Annotated in this window: 17 protein-coding genes; 15 read left to right on the top strand and 2 right to left on the bottom strand. The window is 63.5% G+C overall.

Annotated elements, in window-relative coordinates; translation table 11 throughout:
* Positions 1-6 precede the first annotated feature (6 nt).
* Complete coding sequence (locus LT42_RS04180; protein WP_420806876.1) at positions 7-258, bottom strand: hypothetical protein; 252 nt, start codon at positions 256-258, stop codon at positions 7-9.
* Positions 259-859: 601 nt separating this feature from the next.
* Between LT42_RS04180 and gspE the strand changes: the two genes are divergently transcribed.
* From gspE to LT42_RS04120, 12 genes are all read left to right on the top strand, one after another.
* On the top strand, positions 860-2,578 hold the full coding sequence (gspE, locus tag LT42_RS04175) for a type II secretion system ATPase GspE (protein ID WP_037010187.1): 1,719 nt from the start codon (positions 860-862) through the stop codon (positions 2,576-2,578).
* A 1-nt stretch (position 2,579) separates the two neighbouring features.
* The gene (gene gspF, locus LT42_RS04170) at positions 2,580-3,794 is read left to right on the top strand and encodes a type II secretion system inner membrane protein GspF (protein ID WP_037010186.1); all 1,215 of its coding nucleotides are present in this window, start codon (positions 2,580-2,582) and stop codon (positions 3,792-3,794) included.
* 18 nt (positions 3,795-3,812) lie between these two features.
* Positions 3,813-4,241, top strand: a complete 429-nt coding sequence (gspG, locus tag LT42_RS04165) for a type II secretion system major pseudopilin GspG (RefSeq protein ID WP_037010184.1) — start codon at positions 3,813-3,815, stop codon at positions 4,239-4,241.
* A 9-nt stretch (positions 4,242-4,250) separates the two neighbouring features.
* Positions 4,251-4,688: a prepilin-type N-terminal cleavage/methylation domain-containing protein gene (locus tag LT42_RS04160; RefSeq protein WP_037010181.1), complete on the top strand. Its 438-nt coding sequence runs from the start codon at positions 4,251-4,253 to the stop codon at positions 4,686-4,688.
* A 2-nt stretch (positions 4,689-4,690) separates the two neighbouring features.
* The gene (locus LT42_RS04155) at positions 4,691-5,065 is read left to right on the top strand and encodes a type II secretion system protein (RefSeq protein WP_037012931.1); all 375 of its coding nucleotides are present in this window, start codon (positions 4,691-4,693) and stop codon (positions 5,063-5,065) included.
* Positions 5,062-5,700: a prepilin-type N-terminal cleavage/methylation domain-containing protein gene (locus LT42_RS04150; protein WP_037010180.1), complete on the top strand. Its 639-nt coding sequence runs from the start codon at positions 5,062-5,064 to the stop codon at positions 5,698-5,700. Before LT42_RS04155 ends, LT42_RS04150 begins: the two co-directional genes overlap by 4 nt.
* On the top strand, positions 5,697-6,428 hold the full coding sequence (locus tag LT42_RS04145) for a general secretion pathway protein GspK (RefSeq protein ID WP_037010179.1): 732 nt from the start codon (positions 5,697-5,699) through the stop codon (positions 6,426-6,428). Before LT42_RS04150 ends, LT42_RS04145 begins: the two co-directional genes overlap by 4 nt.
* The gene (locus tag LT42_RS04140; RefSeq protein ID WP_037010177.1) at positions 6,425-7,480 is read left to right on the top strand and encodes a type II secretion system protein GspL; all 1,056 of its coding nucleotides are present in this window, start codon (positions 6,425-6,427) and stop codon (positions 7,478-7,480) included. Before LT42_RS04145 ends, LT42_RS04140 begins: the two co-directional genes overlap by 4 nt.
* On the top strand, positions 7,455-8,078 hold the full coding sequence (gspM, locus tag LT42_RS04135) for a type II secretion system protein GspM (protein WP_037010174.1): 624 nt from the start codon (positions 7,455-7,457) through the stop codon (positions 8,076-8,078). The genes LT42_RS04140 and gspM overlap by 26 nt, the downstream gene beginning before the upstream one ends.
* Positions 8,075-8,611 (top strand): hypothetical protein, encoded by a 537-nt coding sequence (locus tag LT42_RS04130; RefSeq protein WP_037010173.1) that lies wholly within the window; start codon positions 8,075-8,077, stop codon positions 8,609-8,611. The genes gspM and LT42_RS04130 overlap by 4 nt, the downstream gene beginning before the upstream one ends.
* Entirely contained in the window at positions 8,595-10,973 is a 2,379-nt protein-coding gene (gene gspD, locus LT42_RS04125) for a type II secretion system secretin GspD (RefSeq protein ID WP_160176710.1), read from the top strand. Before LT42_RS04130 ends, gspD begins: the two co-directional genes overlap by 17 nt.
* A gap of 152 nt (positions 10,974-11,125) precedes the next feature.
* Complete coding sequence (locus tag LT42_RS04120; RefSeq protein ID WP_037010172.1) at positions 11,126-13,498, top strand: membrane-bound PQQ-dependent dehydrogenase, glucose/quinate/shikimate family; 2,373 nt, start codon at positions 11,126-11,128, stop codon at positions 13,496-13,498.
* A 293-nt stretch (positions 13,499-13,791) separates the two neighbouring features.
* Here the strand turns inward: LT42_RS04120 and LT42_RS04115 are convergent, their stop codons facing one another.
* A complete protein-coding gene (locus tag LT42_RS04115) occupies positions 13,792-14,682 on the bottom strand; it encodes a LysR substrate-binding domain-containing protein (protein WP_037010170.1) in 891 nt (296 codons plus the stop codon).
* Positions 14,683-14,904: 222 nt separating this feature from the next.
* On the opposite strand from LT42_RS04115, the gene LT42_RS04110 reads away from it, so the two are divergent.
* From LT42_RS04110 to LT42_RS04100, 3 genes are all read left to right on the top strand, one after another.
* Entirely contained in the window at positions 14,905-15,981 is a 1,077-nt protein-coding gene (locus LT42_RS04110) for an ABC transporter substrate-binding protein (protein WP_037010168.1), read from the top strand.
* An 82-nt stretch (positions 15,982-16,063) separates the two neighbouring features.
* Positions 16,064-17,137, top strand: coding sequence for an ABC transporter ATP-binding protein (locus LT42_RS04105; RefSeq protein WP_037010167.1), 1,074 nt, complete (start codon positions 16,064-16,066; stop codon positions 17,135-17,137).
* Positions 17,124-17,996, top strand: coding sequence for an ABC transporter permease (locus LT42_RS04100; RefSeq protein ID WP_037010164.1), 873 nt, complete (start codon positions 17,124-17,126; stop codon positions 17,994-17,996). The genes LT42_RS04105 and LT42_RS04100 overlap by 14 nt, the downstream gene beginning before the upstream one ends.
* Positions 17,997-18,001 lie beyond the last annotated feature (5 nt).

Below are 18,001 nucleotides of genomic sequence, written 5' to 3'. Positions count from 1 at the left end.
GGTCATTCATGGCTTCTGCACCAGGGCAGGCGCGTCACCGGTATCAACCGGGGCATCGAGCACGGTTGAAGAGGTCCGGGCAGCCGGCACGGCCACCTGGTCGACGCCGGAAATCTGCTCGCGTTGCTTTTCAACCTGGACGCGAAGTGTTTCCGTCGAGTTTGAAGTTTGTTGATGGGTTGAGTCCGCAGCAACGGCCGCAAAACTGCAGGCGCCAAACAGCACGACGCTGCAAACAGACAGCAGGGTTCTATTCATCGATTGTTTCTCGATTGAGGGGGGTGGAAATAAGTACAGCGCGCAAACCGGGCTCGATGAGTTCGAGGCGCTCGTTAAGTCTGGGGAATCTACTATTAAGTTCAGAGTTTGCAAGATTATTTTTTTGCGCCCGACCGGTGATCGAAAAAGCGCTGAGTCAAACCGCTAACAGCACGCGCACTGGCCACGGCATTCACAAGAAAAGCCCTTATCTCGCAATAAATAGCTATATAACAGCTATTAAACGGCACAAAACGCCGATAAACGACGTTCTAGCGGTCAATCCTAGCGAACTGGAAAACCTAATTGCTATTAGGTTTAGCTTGCTGGTAATCTCTCTCGGCGCTGAATAACCCATGGAAAATCAGACGACCGCATAACTGCCTTAGTTGCCGAAGTTCATCGTGTGACTTCGGTGGTTTATAGCGCTCGCGCGTTTATTTATATCTTGCGTTAAGCACCATCAACTTAACTTTTACAATACAAAGCCGTTGGTCAAACAGGCCTGGGCATATAACGGGTGGGCGGCGCTTTAAGTAAGGGCTGTCCTGTTATTCGCCGGCCCTCCCAATGCAGTTATTCACCCAGACGTTTAAACCCCATGCCGCCAAGCCCCCTCGATGCCAGACAGCTGCAGATCCCGGATGCCGAACAGGTCTGCGCCTGGCTGTCGGCGCACGCCGGGCTCAAAGCGTCCGATCTGGAGCGGGCACGCCGTTTGATGGCCGATTCCGAGGGCGCCGGGCTGCTGACGTTGCTGACCCGGCTGGGCCTGGTGTCGGAGACGGAAATGGCCCGGGCCTGGGCGGCGCTGCTTGACGTCCCGCTGCTGGCGCTGGACACGGCTGCCGACCTGATTGACCCGTTACCGGCCTTGACCGAGCGCTTCCTGCGGCATTTCCAAGTGGTACCGCTGGCATGGCGTGAAGACGGTCTGCACGTGGCCTCCGCCAACCCGGGCGACGCCTACGCCTTCGAAGCCATCGCTTACTGCTGCCAGGTGCCGGTGTGGTTGTCGATCGGCACGCGCAACGACGTGGATGCCCTCATCGAGCGCTATTACGGGCAGGGCCGCAGCGCCATCGGCACGCTGATCGAGTCGCTGGACGACCACAACGGCTCGCCCGAAGACATTGAACACCTCAAGGACCTGGCCTCCGAAGCTCCGGTCATCCGGCTGGTGAATCTGATCCTGCAACGCGCCGTCGAGCAGCGTGCATCGGACATTCACATCGAGCCATTCGAGAGCCAGCTCAAGGTGCGCTATCGCATCGATGGCGTGTTGCACGAAGCCGAGGCGCCGCCTTCCAGCTCTTCAGCCGCAGTTATTTCCCGGCTCAAAATCATGGCGCGTCTGGACATCGCCGAACGGCGTTTGCCCCAGGACGGCCGCATCATGCTGCGCATTCAGGGCAAGGAGCTCGACCTGCGGGTCAGCACCGTGCCCACCAGCTTCGGTGAATCGGTGGTGATGCGTTTGCTGGACCGACAAACCATCCATTTTGATTTCCCCAGCCTGGGTTTTGACGGCGAGCGCCTTGATGCCTTCCTCGCCGTGCTGGAAAGACCCCACGGCATTCTGCTGGTCACCGGCCCGACAGGCTCGGGCAAAACCACCACCCTGTACACCGCGCTGTCACGCCTCAACACCGCCGAGCGCAAGATCATCACGGTCGAAGATCCCGTGGAGTACCAGCTCGAAGGCATCAACCAGATTCAGGTCAAGCCGGCCATCGGCCTCGATTTCGCGGGTGCGCTGCGCTCCATCGTGCGTCAGGACCCGGACGTGATCATGATCGGCGAAATGCGCGACCTGGAAACCTGCCGCATCGCCATTCAATCCTCGCTGACCGGACACCTGGTGCTCTCGACCCTGCACACCAACAGCGCAGCCGCCAGCATCACGCGGCTGCTGGACATGGGCGTCGAAAGCTACCTGATTGCTTCCACCGTCAACGGTATCCTCGCCCAGCGCCTGGTGCGCCGGCTTGACCCGCTCACCCGCGAAGCCTTCGAAGCCCCACAGGCGCTGATCGACGAACACGAACTGGAGCGCTTCACCGATCAACGCCCGATCCTGTTGTATCGCCCGCGCAGCGACGCCCCCGGCGGCGGGTATCGAGGCCGCAGCGCCATCACCGAACTGCTGGTGATGAACGAAGAGCTGCGCAGCTTGCTGATGAGCCGCGCCGACGCCTCGACGCTCGAACAAGCGGCCCGCCGCGCCGGGTTGCGCACGCTGCACGAAGAGGGGCTGCGTCAGGCCGTGGCCGGGATCACCTCCCTGGAAGAAGTGCTGCGCGTGACCCGAGGCGAATGACATGAGTGCGTTCAAATACCGCGCGCTGGATGGCCAGGGCGCTGAACAACAGGGCTTGCTGGACGCGCCCGACCGTGATCAGGCCGTGGCGCTGTTGCACACGCGCGGCTGGATGGTGCTGCAGATCGACGCATCGAGCTTGGGCGGCCTGCACCAGGCACTCGGCCGAGGCGCACTGAGCGGCGCGGCGCTGATGAGCTTTACCCAGCAACTGGCAACGCTGCTGGGCGCCGGCCAACCCCTCGAACGGTCGCTGACCATTTTGCTGCGCCAACCGGGCCAGTCCCGAAAGCAGGTTCAGACCCGCGCGCTGATCGAGCGCATTCGCGAGCAGGTCAAGGCCGGCAAGCCGTTGTCCGTTGCTCTGGAAGAAGAGGGCCGACAGTTCTCGCCGCTGTACATCAGCATGGTTCGCGCGGGCGAGGCGGGCGGGGCGCTGGAAAACACCTTGCGTCAGCTCAGCGAATACCTGGAACGCAGCCAGATGCTGCGCGGCGAAGTGATCAATGCGCTGATCTACCCGGCGTTTCTGGTGGTCGGCGTGCTCGGCTCGCTGGCGCTGTTGCTGGCGTACGTGGTGCCGCAATTCGTGCCGATCTTCCGCGACCTGGGCGTGCCGATTCCCTTCATCACCCAAGCCATTCTCTGGCTGGGACAGTTCCTCGCCGATGACGGGCTGATGCTGCTCGGCGGCGTTGTTGCTTTGATCTGGACGGTTGTGCTGCGTTCGCGCGATCCGCTGCGTCGCCTGAGACGTGACCGGCGCTTGTTGCGCCTGCGCGTGATCGGGCCATTGCTGCAACGCATCGAAGCCGCGCGGCTGGCGCGCACGCTGGGCACGTTGCTGAGCAACGGCGTGGCGTTGTTGCAGGCGCTGGTCATCGCTCGCCAGGTTTGCAGCAACCGCGCCTTGCAACAACAGGTCGAGCAGGCCAGTGAGTCAGTCAAGGGCGGCGGCACCCTGGCCAGCGCTTTTGGCGAGCAGCCGCTGTTGCCGGACCTGGCCTTGCAAATGATCGAAGTCGGCGAACAGGCCGGCGAACTCGACACCATGCTGCTCAAGGTCGCGGACGTGTTCGACATTGAGGCCAAACGTGGCATCGACCGCATGCTTGCCGCGCTGGTGCCGACCCTGACCGTGGTCATGGCGGCGCTAGTGGCAGTGATCATGCTGGCCATCATGCTGCCGCTGATGAGCCTGACCAGCAACATTTGAACCCTGAGGATTGAACCGATGCGCCGTCTGCCGTTTACCGTTGCAAATCGCCGCCAGCGCGGCTTCACGCTGTTGGAAATGCTCGCCGTGATCGTGCTGCTGGGGATCGTCGCGACCATCGTCGTGCGCCAGGTCGGCGGTAACGTCGACAAAGGCAAATACGGCGCCGGCAAAGCTCAGCTGGCGAGCCTGAGCATGAAGATCGAAAGCTACGGGCTGGACGTGGGCTCGCCGCCAAAAGACCTGCAGCAGATGCTCGCCAGGCCCGCCAACGCCTCGGGCTGGGCCGGGCCTTACGCCAAGCCGTCGGATCTGAAAGACCCGTTTGGTCATGCCTTCGGCTACCGCTTTCCAGGTCAGCATGGTGCGTTCGATCTGATCTTCTTCGGTCAGGATGGCCAGCCCGGCGGCGACGGCTACAACGCTGACCTCGGCAACTGGGAGTAACCGGCGAGCATGAACGCGCCCGGAGCAAGCCGTGGTTTTACCCTGCTGGAGATGCTGGTGGTCATCGTGCTGATGAGCATCGGCATCACCGTGGTCGGGTTCGGCTTGAACAAAGGTTTGCAGCAGGCCGCCGAACGTCAGTTGCTCGGGCAGATGGTCCAGGCCCTGCGGGCGACGCGCAGTGCAGCGATCATCAGCGGGCAGCCTCGCGAAACCCGTTTCGACCTGGACCGCCGCACCTTCCAGGCGCCAGGCCAACCGCCCCGGCAGTGGCCGGCGAACATGGGCGTGCAGCTGAACACCGCAGCGGATCTGGACGCAGCGTTCGCCTTCTACCCGGACGGCAGTTCAAGCGGCGGCAACCTGGTGGTTTTTCAGGGTGAGCGGCGTTCGCGCATCGACATTGGCTGGCTCACCGGTAGCGTCAAGAGCCGATCGCTGCCATGACCCTGCGCACGCGTCAGACCGGCTTCACGCTGCTGGAGATGCTTGCCGCACTGGTGATCATGGCGCTGTGCAGCGGCGTCTTGCTGTTGGCGTTCGGGCAGAGCGCGCGTGCGCTGCAACAGGTTGACCGCGCCGACCGGCTCAGCCAGGTCGCGCGCTCGGTGCTCGACGAGCAGGCTGTCGGGGTATTGCAGCCGGGTCGCAGCGACGGCGTCGTCGACGGGCGCATTGAGTGGGCCATGAACGTGGCGCCGTTACCCGCTGCTCCAGGACAGCCCCAGCTGTTGCGCATTGAACTGGCCGTCAGGGAAGGGCCGCATCAGGCGCGCTTCAGCACGCTGCGCCTGGTCAACCCGGCGCGAGCGGGCGCGCGATGAACAGGCGACAGGGCGGCTTCACTTTCTTGGAAATCCTGATCGTCCTCAGCCTGCTGGCGGTCTTGCTGACACTGGTGGGCGGCGCGCTGGTGGGGACCAACCGCGCAGTGATGAAGGCCGATCGTTACGCCACGCGGCTGGACGAGCGGCGGGCAGCCCAGGGCTTCTTGCGTCAGGCCATCAGCCAGGCGCTGCCGCTGGACCTCGCCGACAACGGCGCTTCCGGTGCCGGGTTGTTCGTCGGTTCATCGCAGCGCTTGCAGTTCGTCGCGACCCTGCCGGGCAATCTCGGCGGCGGCATTCAGTTGCACACAATTGAGCTGGCAGGGCCGCCAGCGCAGCAATGGATGCAGATTGCGTTTGCTCAGGTGCAGGACGACGTGTTGCGCGCGTGGGGCGAGCCACAGGTGCTGCTGCATGGGGTCCGAGGCCTGGCACTGAGCTATCGCGGCGCAACGCCGGAAGGGAAACCCACCGGCTGGCTCGATGCGTGGCCCTGGCCCAACCGCTTGCCGGGCACCGTGCGCGTCAAGGTGCAACTGGACGGCGCGGTGGGCTGGCCTGAAGAAGTCATCGCCTTGCGTCTTGATCTGTCGGGCGGCGGCTCGGGTTCAGTCACGGGTGAGGGCAAATGAGGGCGCAGCGCGGGGTCGCACTGCTGCTGGTGCTCTGGACCTTGGCCACGCTGAGCCTGCTGCTTGGCGGGCTGGCCGGCTGGGTTCAACTGGAGAATCGTCAGGCCGCCTGGCAGCGCCAGCATACCCAGGCGCTGCTGGCGGCCCAGGCCGGCGTGAGTCTCGCGTTGCAAGCAGTGCTGGATACCCGTCACCGCCCGCGCTGGATGGCCGATGGCCGCGTCGTCCCGTTGGCATTCGACGATGCGCAGCTGGAGGTCAGTGTGAGCAGCGAACGCGGCAAGCTGGACCTGAACGCTGCCAGCGCCGAGGACGTCAGCCGCGTGGCGCAGGCCTGTGGGGCCGAGCGTGGTCAGGCGCTGCGCCTGAGCCGGGCGTTGCAGGCGCGGCTGGCAAATGGCGCTACCCCGCTGCGGGTCATCGAGGAATTGCGCCAGCTGCCGGGCATGACTCAGACCCTGTACGGGTGCATGGCCCCCCACGTCACGCTGTGGAGCGGCCTGTCGCGCCCGGACGCCGCGTTTGCTTCGTACTTGCTGCGCGGCGCGCTGGGCCTGCCATTGCAAACAAACCCGGGCGGCCATGACGCCGATGCCGGCAGTGTGCTGAGCATCGACAGCCGTGCGCAACTGCCGGGCGGCGTGGTCGCCCGTCTTCAAACCACCGTTCTACTGTCCCCATCGGAGGGTAACGCTCAGCCTTATCGGGTGTTGCGTTGGCAAGAATGAACTCATTACTTTCACCCTCGGCACGGGTCCGGGATTGCCTGGCAACGGTTGAACGCCGCTGGCGCGGCAGCAGGGCACAACGCGCGTGGCAGCTGTGGCTGGACGAGTTGCGCCAGTGCCTGCCGTCAGGCCTGCGCCATCGGCTCGGCGCGCCGCCACAGGTGCAGCGCCACCGCTGGCCTTTCGACGCGGCAGCGTCTGAGGCTCAGCCTGGCGCCCGACAGGTGCTCTTGCTGCCGGCGACGACGGTGATGATCCACCGTCTGCAACTGCCCGCAGCTGCGGCGCGAGACCTCACGGCGGTGGTCGGCTACGAGCTGGACAAGTACACGCCATACCCGCGCGACCATCTGCATTACGTCGTACGCCAGGACGGTCGCAGCGGTGGATGGTTGCAGATCACCCTGGTTGCGATTGCCCGGGAGCGGCTGCAGGGCATTCTGGCGGACTGCGCCGTCCGGGGTCTGACGCCGGAGTGTGTGGACGTCTGCGCGCAAGACGGCACGCCCTTGGGCGTCGATCTGCTCCCGGCATCGGCACGTCCGTTGAACCCACACCCCGGCACCGGTCGGCGCCGCGTACTGGTGGCCGCCTGTGGTGTGTTGCTGATCACGCTGATGGCGGCGTGGGTCAACGACCGTCAGCAACGGCTGGCTGCCATGCGTGACACGGTGCATGCGCAAAAAGCTCAGGTGCCCGAGGTTCAGCAACTGCGCCAGCAGCTGGCTAACACGCAGGGCGCTGCTGACTACCTGAGTCGCCGCAAGCGCGCGCAGACAACCCTGGCCGCGCTGTTGAGCGAGCTGACCGCCTGCCTGCCCGATGACACCTGGCTCGATCAAGTCGAAGTCGATGCCGCCGACGTGTCGATGTCTGGCCAGAGCGCCCGGGCCAGTGCCTTGATCGGCCGTGCAAAGGCTTGCCGCAGCCTGGAAAACCCTCAGTTTCAAGGCGTCATTCAGCCTGACCCCGATACCGGCAAAGACCGGTTTGCGCTCCACGCCCGTTTGCACCAGGAGGCCGCCGATGCGCCGCACGCTGACACCCCGTGAACGCCGCGGCGCGGCCCTGATCATCCTCGCGCTGGTAATCGGCGCTGGTTACTGGCTGCTCATCGACAGCTGGTTCACCGGCCCGCTGCGGGACATCGCCGAAGAAACCCGCCAGCTGAGGTCCCAACAGCAGCGCTACGCCGCTCTGCTGTTGCAGCGTGAACCTTTGCACGCCGCCTTGCAGACCGCCGAGGAAGATCCGGCCAATGGCGCAAGCCTGCTCCCCGGCGCCGACCCGAGCGCCGTTGCCGCCGACCTGATGCAGCACGTCGCGGACGTAATTGCTGCCCAGAAGACGAGCGGCCCCGGCTGTCAGTTGACCCAGCGCATGCCGATCACACCGGAACAGGACGCCAGCGAGCCGTTTCGTCAGATCAAGGTCAGCGTCACGCTGGAGTGCGCCATTGAGCCACTGATGAGTGTCTTGCACGCGCTGGAGTACCAGCGCCCGCTGCTGTTCATCGATCACATGGGCATACGCCGCGCTACCGCTGCGCCTGGCAAAGGCGGGGCAGGGCGACTGACGGTGCAACTGCTGATCCGTGGCTATCTGCAGCCCGTTGCCCTTGAGCCCGCAGCTGCGCAGGTCACGCCATGAAAAACACTCTGAAACGTGTCGACGGCCTGCTCCTGGGCATTGCGCTAGTGTTGCTGACATTGATTGGTCTGGTGCTGGACGGCACGTGGCGCGCCGTCGACTGGTTGCCTGCGCAAACGGCTTCGCGTCCATTGATCGTGGCAACCGCGACGGTGTTGCCGCGCCCGGTGCTGTCCAGCCTGGCCAATGCCTGGCAGGCGCCGCTGTTCAGCCCTGACCGTCACCCCGACAACGCCGGGCTATCCAACCCGGCGGCGTCCAGCCTCAACGGCCTGACCCTGACCGGCGTGTTGTACAACGCCGATGTGCAGCTGGCGTTCATCAAACCCGCCAATGGGCCGGCACTGAAAGTGCGCCTCAACGGGCAGTTGCCAAGTGGCTGGACGCTCGACGCCATCACCCCGACCAGCGCGACGTTCAGCCTCGGCGAGCGCCACGAAACATTGACGGTCCAGCGCCCGAGATTGCCTGCGCCTTCATCCCGACCTCCGCTTTCCCTTTCCCGTGAAGACCTCCATGACTCTGCCCCGTAATCCCTCCCTGCGTCGCCTCCGGCATTCCAACCCTGGCGCCACATTGCGTTCCCCCATGTTGTGCCTGGCGGCGGCGGTCGCGCTGGCGGGCTGTACGACATCCCCCACCACGCTGGAAGCGGACAACGGCATGCTGCGCGAGGCCCTGGACGGCACCGGCACCCAGCGTGCGCCGATCGATCCGCGTATCGAAGCGGGCAGCGAGCCAATAGCCGCGCAGCCGCAGGCAGGTCAAACGGGGGCATCAACTGCCAGCACCGGCACTCGCCAGATCATCAGGGGCACACAACGTTTTGTGAAAACACCCACGTCCGCGGCTGCAGTGCCCCAGGCCGCCGCGGGCGACATCGTGTTCAACTTCGCCAACCAGCCCATCGAAGCGGTGGTCAACAGCATTCTTGGCGACATGCTTCACGAGAGCTACACGACTGCCCAAGGGGTGAAAGGCGAGGTGAGCTTTTCCACATCGCGGCCGGTAAACCCGCAGCAGGCGCTGTCGATTCTGGAGACGCTGCTGTCCTGGACCGACAACGCAATGATTCGCCAGGGCAACCGCTACGTGATTCTGCCCGCCAGCCAGGCCATCGCCGGCAAGCTGGTCCCGGAAATGGCCGTGGCTCAGCCCTCGGCCGGGTTGTCGGCGCGGCTGTTCCCGCTGCGCTATATCTCTGCCACTGAAATGCAAAAGCTGCTCAAGCCGTTCGCCCGGGAGAATGCTTTTCTGCTGGTCGACCCGGCGCGCAACGTATTGAGCCTGGCCGGCACCTCCGAGGAACTGGCCAACTATCAGCAGACCATCGACACCTTCGACGTTGACTGGCTCAAGGGCATGTCGGTTGGCGTGTTTGGCCTGCAACGCGCGTCGGTGAGCGAGTTGATGCCCCAGCTGCAAAAGCTGTTCGGACCGGACAGCGGCATGCCGCTGGCGGGGATGGTGCGGTTTCTGCCGATCGAGCGGACCAATTCGGTGGTGGCATTCTCGTCCCAGCCGGAATACCTGAACGAGGTGGGGACGTGGATTCGTACCATCGATGAGGGTGGCGGCAACGAACCGCAGCTTTACGTCTACGACGTGCGCAACATGAAGGCCACTGACCTGGCCAGGTACCTCAAGCAGATTTATGGCACTGGGGCCGTCAGGGAGGAAGCGGCTGCCAAAGTGGCGCCGGGCCTGCGCACCCGGTCGATGTCGTCCTTGACGGGGGGCACGTCAGGCGGCGTCGGGGCGGGAACGGGAATGAGTTCGGGCACCGGGCTGAGCGGCGGCGCCCAGGGTGGCATGGCCCAGAACGGGATGTCTCAAAACAGCATGGCTCAGGGCACGACGAGTGCGGACGATGAGCCAGAGCAAGATGCTGACGCGAGCAGCGATGCCGGCTCAGACGACAACTCGGCCTCGGGCTCGGCGAGCGACGCCACGGGCACCGCACAAAAGGGCCTGGATGCCACGACGCGCATCTCTGCGCAGAAAAGCAGTAACCAACTGTTGGTGCGTACCCGCCCGGCGCAGTGGAAAGAGATCGAAGCCGCTATCAAACGCCTGGATAACGCGCCACTGCAGGTGCAGATCGAGACGCGAATCCTGGAGGTCAAGCTGACCGGCGAGCTCGACCAAGGGGTTCAGTGGTACCTCGGCCGTCTGGCTGGCAATTCCACCAGCACCACGGTGGCCAATACCCCCGGCAGTCAAGGCGCGCTGGGCAGAGGTGGTGCCGGGCTCGGGGCCACCGATTCGCTGTTCTATTCTTTCGTCAGCACTAACCTGCAAGTGGCGATTCACGCGCTGGAAACCAATGGCCGCACTCAGGTCTTGTCGGCGCCGTCGCTGGTGGTGATGAACAACGAGAACGCGCAGATTCAGGTTGGCGACAACATTCCCATCAGCCAGACAACGGTCAACACCGGCGTTTCCAACACCACCCTGAGCAGCGTCGAATACCTGCAGACCGGGGTGATCCTCAATGTGGTACCGCGCATCAACCCGGGCGGTCTGGTGTACATGGACATTCAGCAGCAGGTCAGCGATGCCGACGACACGGTGACCGTCAATGGCAACCCGCGTATCTCCACGCGCTCGGTGTCGACTCAGGTCGCTGCGCAAAGCGGGCAGACCGTGTTGCTCGGCGGGCTGATCAAACAAGACAACAGCGAGAGCGTCAGCGCCGTGCCGTATCTGGGCCGTGTGCCGGGGCTGGGCTGGTTGTTCGGTAATCGCAGCAAGTCCAAGGATCGCACCGAGTTGCTGGTGCTGATCACGCCGCGGGTGATCAACAGCAGCAGCCAGGCACGGCAGGTCACTGATGACTACCGTCAGCAGATGCAGTTGCTGAACGCCAGCGGTGCCCCACAAACGGCGCGCTAGACGCTTGCGCGCCTGTAACAAAGTGTTCCGGGTTGACCGCTGTCGGCGTTAATATGGCCGAGAACACGTGGCGTAACGGGCCGACGTACGTCGCCGGCATCGCGCACTTCCAACTCGGGCTCTGACACGGGCGACAACACGGAACAACAACAATGATTTTGAGAGTGACTGGCGTGGTGATGGCGATATTTGCCATTGCCCTGTTGTACATGGGCGCGCAACTGGTGGCCGTTGGGGGATCGGCGGCGTATTCGATTATTGCGCTGGCAATACTCGCCTCAGGGGTGCTGCTGTTTCTGAAGAAGAAATCCGCGCTGACCGTTTATGCCCTGTTGATGTGGGGGATTCTGATCTGGATTCTGTACGAAGTCGGCTTCGACAAATGGCAGTGGATTCCGCGCGGCGACTTGTTCGCACTGCTGGGTTTGTGGCTGGCGTTGCCATGGGTGGTACGCCCGCTTTATCAAGCGCAGCAGCCGGGTGACAGCCGCCGCTTTCATCCGTTTCTGGGCGGCACCGTGGGCGTGATGATGCTGATCGTCCTGGCGGTGATGTTCTACGACCCGTACCCGGTCGCCGGCAAAATCGAAAACCCTGTGGCCACTCGCAGCAGCGATGAAGCCGGCAATGACTGGGTGGCTTACGGCGGTACCAGCAACGGACAGCGGTTTTCCAGCCTCGATCAGATCAACACGGGCAACGTTAAAAAGCTCTCGGTGGCCTGGGAATACCACACCGGCGACCTGCGCGATGCGGCCAAGGATGCGGGCGAGTACACCTTTGAAGCCACGCCGCTGAAGGTCAACAACCGAGTGTACGTCTGCACGGCGCACAACGAGGTGCACGCGCTCAACCCGGAAACCGGCAAGCCGGACTGGACGTGGGTGCCGGAGAAGAACCGCTCGTATCTGCAGCAGCATCAGACGTGCCGCGGCGTCAGCTACTACTCGGCTGCGGCAGCGAGCACGGCCGACGCAGCGCCTGCAGCGTGTGCCAAGCGCATTCTGACTGCCACGACGGACGCCAGGCTGGTGGCGCTGGACGCTGACACCGGCAAGCTGTGCGCCGATTTTGGCAGCAATGGCGTTGTCGATCTCAGTGCGAACATGGGCGAGATTCGTCCCCACGCGCTGATGCAGACCGCCGCGCCGCTCGTTGCCGGTGACCTGGTCATCGTCGGCGGCTCGGTGATGGACAACGGCTTCAATGACGGCAACCCGTCGGGCGTCATTCGCGCCTACAACGCGGTGACCGGCAAGCTGGTGTGGAATTTCGACCCGGCGCACCCGGAAGCGACCCAGCCGATTGCGGCGGATCAGACCTACCCTCAAGACACGCCAGTGGCGTGGGGCACATTGAGCGCCGACTTGAAAAATGGCCTGGTGTTTGTGCCCTTCGGCAACGCCTCGCCGGACGAACTGGGCATCAACCGTGACCCGAACAGCAACACTGAGAAATTCCGCGACACGCTGGTGGCGCTGGACCTCACCACCGGTGCGTTCAAGTGGAAGTTCCAGTCCTCGAACAACGACCTGTGGGACCGCGATAATCCTTCGCAACCGACCTTGATGGACGTTGGCAAGGACGGCAACAAGCAGCCCGCGCTGATTCTGCCAACCAAAGTGGGCAACATCTTTGTGCTGAACCGGCTGACCGGCGCTCCGATCATCCCGGTTGATCAGGTCAAGGTGTCGACCGAGGGGGGCGTGGCAGGTGAGCACTTCGCGCCGACGCAGCCGGTTTCCAAGATCAACTTCATCCCGGAGCCGCTGAGCGAAAAATCGATGTGGGGCCTGACGCCGTTCGATCAGATGTCCTGCCGCACCACCTACAACAAGCTGCGCTATGACGGCAATCCGTGGACGCCGAGCACCGAACAGGGCTCGCTGATTTTTCCGGGCAACATCGGGGCGTTCAACTGGGGTTCGGTGGCGGTTGATCCGGATCGCCAGATACTGATCGCCGCACCGGTGCGTCTGGCCTATACCTACAACCTGATCAAGCGCACCCCGGAAACCGCCGAGAAGCGGCTGTTCACCCAGGACGGCACGCCGTACTGGAACGAGAACTTCAAAGGTGACTACGCGATTCGCATCAAGCAGTTCGCCTCGGAGCTGGGCGTGCCCTGCATCGCGCCGCCGTGGGGCCGTATGGTCGGGGTTGACCTGACCACCGGCAAAACCGAATGGATGCGTCGCACCGGCACCACCAAAAACCTGAAGACGACGTTCCTGCCGGGCCGCTTCCCGATCGGCTTCCCGATGGGCATGGTCGCCCACGGTGGCCCGCTGGTCACCGCCGGCGGAATCGTGTTCCACGGCGCCACGGCAGACAACTTCATCCGCGCGTACGACATCAACACCGGTGCCGTCCTCTGGGAGAAAGAACTGCCGGCCGGCGGCCAGGCTACGCCGTCGACCTATATGGGCAGTGACGGCAAGCAATACGTCGTCATCTCCGCCGGCGGACACGGCTCGCTCGGCACCACCTTAGGCGACAGCGTGATCGCGTTCCGTCTGGATTGACCTGATAGGCGCTGAACCCGGGCCGTGACGCAGAAATGCGTCACGGCCTTTTTTGTAATGGCATCCCGCACATTCGAGGGTGCTCACACCGGCCTTTTCCCGGCTGAAGCCGGGTCCCACTATGGATATGCGGCCACCCTGTAGGACTGGCTTTAGCCGGGAAGGCTCCGGATGTCACACCGCTGAATATGTGCCGCTCACACTGGCCTCTTCCCGGCTAAAGCCGGTCCTACCATGCTGCATATGTCGCATCACCGAGCAGCGGCGCTGCCGCAATGCAGCCGCATTCAGCCCTAAAAAACGATGTTCCGGTAGAACGTTTTCAGCGTATCAACGAATTCTTCGGAGAGCTTCGTGCGTGCCTGCGCCGAGGCCCACATGACGTAGGTGGGAAACAGGATTTGCGGCACAAACGGGCGGATGACGATGTCCCGGTGCCGATAGTCGCGGGCCACCAGCGGGTGGGCGAGGGTGATGCCCATGCCCAGGGCCACCATCTCGCAGTTGATCGCGCTGTACTGCGCCTCCACCGTCATCACCCGTTCGACGCCTGCCTGTTCGAACAAGCCGTCCACCAGCGCTCGCGTGCCGTCGCCGTGGCACAGCGACACAAAGGTTTCACCCTCCAGGTCGGTGAAGGTGATCTGTTTGCGGCGGGCCAGCGGATGCGCCGCAGGCAGCACGCAAACGGCCGCCACTTCACTGAGCAACTCAATCTGATCGCTGTCGACATCGCCCGGATGCACCACGATACCGACGTCGCAAAACTGCGACTTCACCCACTGCTCCACGGTGGGCGAGGAATTCACATGCAGCGACACGGTCAGCTCCGGGCGCGATTCGGTAAAGGTCTTCAGCACCTGCGGGATCATGCTCAGTCCCGTCGAGGGCACCGCCGCCACCCGCAAACGACCCGTGCCCAGATTGCGGATGTTCTTTGCTGACAGCTTGAGGCTGTCCAGCCCGACGTAGGCCCGCTCCACCTCCTGAAAGAACGCCTGACCCTCCTGAGTCGGAATCAGCCGCACGCCGGCGCGCTTGAACAGGGTCAACCCGGTGCTCAGCTCAAGCTGGGCAATCAATCGGCTGATGTTCGGCTGCGAGGTAAACAACACCTCGGCGGCAGCGGTCATGGAACCCAGGCGCATGACGCTGCGAAAGGCTTCGATCTGTCTCAGGTTCATGCTGCGCTCCATATCAAATATGAATAACTAAGGCGGATATCCGTATTTGACCACATGGATGAGCTGTCGCAATACTCGAACCAGCCACCCATAGCGCACATGAAGATGCGCCACCCCGCGACGGATTTCGCCGGGAGCATGCCCAGCGCATGCATGGCTTCGGGTCACGCCGAAGCGACTGACGCATTGTTCGATCTGCCCCATGCACTTCGGAGATAGTCTGTGAAAAGCCTTGATCATTCCCTCGCAGCACGACCGTTTCGTCCCTTCCATCGCAGCGCAGTGGCCATTGCCCTGACGCTGGCCGGCCTGAGCAGCACGCCGGCCTTCGCCGAGACCACGCTGTATGTGGCCGGTGTTGGCGGCTCTACCGAGCAGATGTACAAAAACCGTGTCATCCCCGCGTTTGAAAAACAGCACAACGTCAAGGTGGTGTACGTCGCCGGCAATTCGACGGAAACCCTGGCCAAGTTGCAGGCGCAGAAGGGTCGGCAGCAAATCAACGTGGCGATGATGGACGACGGCCCGATGTATCAGGCGTTGCAGATGGGACTCTGCGAAAAACTCACCGACGCGCCCATCTACAAGGATCTCTATCCGCTGGCACGGTTGAGCCCAGAAGCCACCGGTATTGGCGTAGTGGCGACCGGCATCGGCTACAACGAAGAGGCGTTCAAGAAGCGCGGCTGGGCAGCGCCGGATTCCTGGGAAAACCTCACCGATCCTCGCTTCAAACAACTGCTCGGCATGCCGCCGGTGACCAACACCTACGGCTTGCACACCTTAGTGGAGATGGCCCGGCTGCGAGGCGGCGGGGAGAAGAACATCGACCCTGGCTTCAAGGCGCTCAAAGACGAAATCGGCCCTAACGTGCTGGCGTGGGTGTCGGCGCCGGGCGAGATGGACGGCATGATGCAGAACGGCGACATCGTCATGGCGGTGTACGGCAGCGGTCGGGCCGTGGCGTTGCAGGGCACCGGGTTTCCCTTGAAATTCATTTACCCCAAAGAAGGCGGCATCGCCCTGCAAGTCGCTGCCTGCAGCGTCACCCCCAATGCGCAGTCCGAACTCGCCCAGGCGTTCATTCAATATGTGCTGTCGCCTGAAGTGCAGGAGATCCAGGCCCGCGAGAATGGCTTCGCGCCGGTGAATCAGACCGTCAAGCTGCCAGACGATGTTGCCGCCCGCATGCCGTACGGGCCGGACAAGGTCAACGCGCTGATCAAGGTGGATTGGGACACCATCAACCAACAGCGCGGCGAGTGGACCACACGCTGGAACCGCACCGTCGAGCGCTAACGGTCGTTCCATCGTCGCGGTCATTCATTCGATCTTTCCAAGCATCCTTCCGGAGACGCAGGTTCGCCTGCGTGGCACGCCCATGGCATTTCTCACCCTTGAAGGCATCGTCAAGACCTACGGCTCGTTCAGGGCCATTGACGGTTTGAACCTGGAAGTCCGCCACGGCGAGTTCATCGCCTTGCTCGGCCCGTCCGGGTGCGGCAAAACCACCACATTGCAATCGATTGCCGGCTTCGTTCAGCCCACCGAAGGCCGCATTGTCCTCGACGGCCGCGACATCACCCACGTGCGCCCGGAACAGCGCGGCCTGGGCATCGTCTTTCAGAGTTACGCACTGTTCCCGCACATGACCGTGGCACAGAACATCAGCTTCGGCCTGGAGATGCGCGGCGTGCCCAAGGCCGAGCGCAGCAAGCGGGTCGACGAAGCGCTGGCACTGGTGCGCCTGGCCGGGCTGGGCGAGCGTTACCCCAAAGCCCTGTCGGGTGGGCAGCGTCAGCGCGTGGCGATTGCCAGGGCATTGGCGATCCGTCCCAACCTGCTGCTGCTCGACGAGCCGATGTCCAACCTCGACGCCAAGCTGCGCGAAGAGATGCACATTGAGCTTCGGGCCATTCAACGCGAGCTGGGCATTACCACCATCCTGGTGACCCACGATCAGGTCGAAGCGATGACCATGAGCGACCGCATCGCGGTGATGCAGAAGGGCCGTATCGTGCAGATCGACACCCCGTACGAGGCCTACGAGCGCCCGCATTCGCCGTTCGCGTCGGCGTTTCTGGGCAAGACCAACGCGTTCGCCGGCGCCGTCCAGCTGCGCAACGATCGCTGCTGCCATGTGCAGGTGCAGGACACCCTGATGCACGTGCCCCACGAAGACCGCGCGCTGGGCAATGACGTCAATGTCTACATCCGCCCGGAAAAAATCCGCCTGGTGGCCGTGGGCAGCGGGCGTCTGGCGGGGCGTGTCAGGCTGCGGGTGTTCCTCGGCAATCTCTGGCTGATGGCGGTGGAGAGCCGTCTGGGGCTGGTACACATGACCCAGCCGAACCTGGGCACGCCGCCGCCGGAGGAGGGCAGCGAGGTCGGGCTGGACTGGGCGGACGATGATCTGCGTCTGCTGGATCGGGAGGTCGCCCATGGCCACGTATGACGCCGAACGGGTGGGCGTGGCGCCGTGGCTGCTCAGCGGGCCGGCGCTGCTGGTGTTCGTCGCGCTGCTGTTGGCGCCGCTGTTGCTGACCGCCGTGCTCTCGCTGAACCTGTTCAGGGACACCGAAGGTGTGATGCCTGCCTACAGCCTCGGCAACTACGTTGAGGTGTTCAAGGACGATTATTTCCACGAGATCTTCCTGCGCACAGGTGGCATGGCCCTGGCGGTCACGTTGCTGTGCGTACTGCTGGGCATTCCGGAAACCATCATTATTGCGCGCATGGCCCCGCGCTGGCGCTCGCTGTTCTTGCTGGTGGTGTTGGGCCCGCTGCTGATTTCAGTGGTGGTGCGCACCCTCGGCTGGGCCATCCTGCTGGGCAACAACGGCCTGATCAACGATGCGCTGCAAGCCCTGGGCATCACTGATCAACCAGTGAAAATGCTGTTTACCCAAGTCGGAGTGATCATCGCGCTGACCCACGTGCTGGTGCCGTTCATGGTCATCGCGGTGTGGGCGACATTGCAGCGCCTGGACTTGCAGGTGGAATGGGCGGGGCTCTCCCTCGGCGCGTCTCGGCTGACGGTGTTCCGTCGCATCATCCTGCCGCAGATCATGCCCGGCGTGCTGTCCGGCTCGATCATCGTCTTCGCCTTGGCAGCTTCTGCCTTTGCCACCCCGGCGATCATCGGTGGGCGACGCCTCAAAGTGGTTGCCACGGCCGCCTACGACGAGTTCCTCGGCACCCTCAACTGGCCCCTCGGCGCGGCCATCGCGATGCTGTTGCTGCTGGCCAACCTGATCATCATTCTGGGTTGCAGCAAGCTGGCCGAGCGCCGCTTCAAGCAAGTTTTCGAGTAGCCGAC

The sequence above is a fragment of the Pseudomonas lutea genome (assembly GCF_000759445.1).
Lineage (GTDB): Bacteria > Pseudomonadota > Gammaproteobacteria > Pseudomonadales > Pseudomonadaceae > Aquipseudomonas > Aquipseudomonas lutea.
Note: the sequence above shows the minus strand (reverse complement) of the source record. Positions and strands in the feature narration are given on the sequence as shown.

Bases quoted from the DNA above. Each gene is read 5' to 3' on its own strand.
- gspD (WP_160176710.1), top strand. From the start codon at position 8,595: ATGACTCTGCCCCGTAATCCCTCCCTGCGTCGCCTCCGGCATTCCAAC.
- gspE (WP_037010187.1), top strand. From the start codon at position 860: ATGCCGCCAAGCCCCCTCGATGCCAGACAGCTGCAGATCCCGGATGCC.
- LT42_RS04105 (WP_037010167.1), top strand. From the start codon at position 16,064: ATGGCATTTCTCACCCTTGAAGGCATCGTCAAGACCTACGGCTCGTTC.
- LT42_RS04140 (WP_037010177.1), top strand. From the start codon at position 6,425: ATGAACTCATTACTTTCACCCTCGGCACGGGTCCGGGATTGCCTGGCA.
- gspF (WP_037010186.1), top strand. From the start codon at position 2,580: ATGAGTGCGTTCAAATACCGCGCGCTGGATGGCCAGGGCGCTGAACAA.
- gspM (WP_037010174.1), top strand. From the start codon at position 7,455: ATGCGCCGCACGCTGACACCCCGTGAACGCCGCGGCGCGGCCCTGATC.
- LT42_RS04160 (WP_037010181.1), top strand. From the start codon at position 4,251: ATGAACGCGCCCGGAGCAAGCCGTGGTTTTACCCTGCTGGAGATGCTG.
- gspG (WP_037010184.1), top strand. From the start codon at position 3,813: ATGCGCCGTCTGCCGTTTACCGTTGCAAATCGCCGCCAGCGCGGCTTC.
- LT42_RS04145 (WP_037010179.1), top strand. From the start codon at position 5,697: ATGAGGGCGCAGCGCGGGGTCGCACTGCTGCTGGTGCTCTGGACCTTG.
- LT42_RS04150 (WP_037010180.1), top strand. From the start codon at position 5,062: ATGAACAGGCGACAGGGCGGCTTCACTTTCTTGGAAATCCTGATCGTC.
- LT42_RS04120 (WP_037010172.1), top strand. From the start codon at position 11,126: ATGATTTTGAGAGTGACTGGCGTGGTGATGGCGATATTTGCCATTGCC.
- LT42_RS04180 (WP_420806876.1), bottom strand. From the start codon at position 258: ATGAATAGAACCCTGCTGTCTGTTTGCAGCGTCGTGCTGTTTGGCGCC.
- LT42_RS04100 (WP_037010164.1), top strand. From the start codon at position 17,124: ATGGCCACGTATGACGCCGAACGGGTGGGCGTGGCGCCGTGGCTGCTC.
- LT42_RS04130 (WP_037010173.1), top strand. From the start codon at position 8,075: ATGAAAAACACTCTGAAACGTGTCGACGGCCTGCTCCTGGGCATTGCG.
- LT42_RS04115 (WP_037010170.1), bottom strand. From the start codon at position 14,682: ATGAACCTGAGACAGATCGAAGCCTTTCGCAGCGTCATGCGCCTGGGT.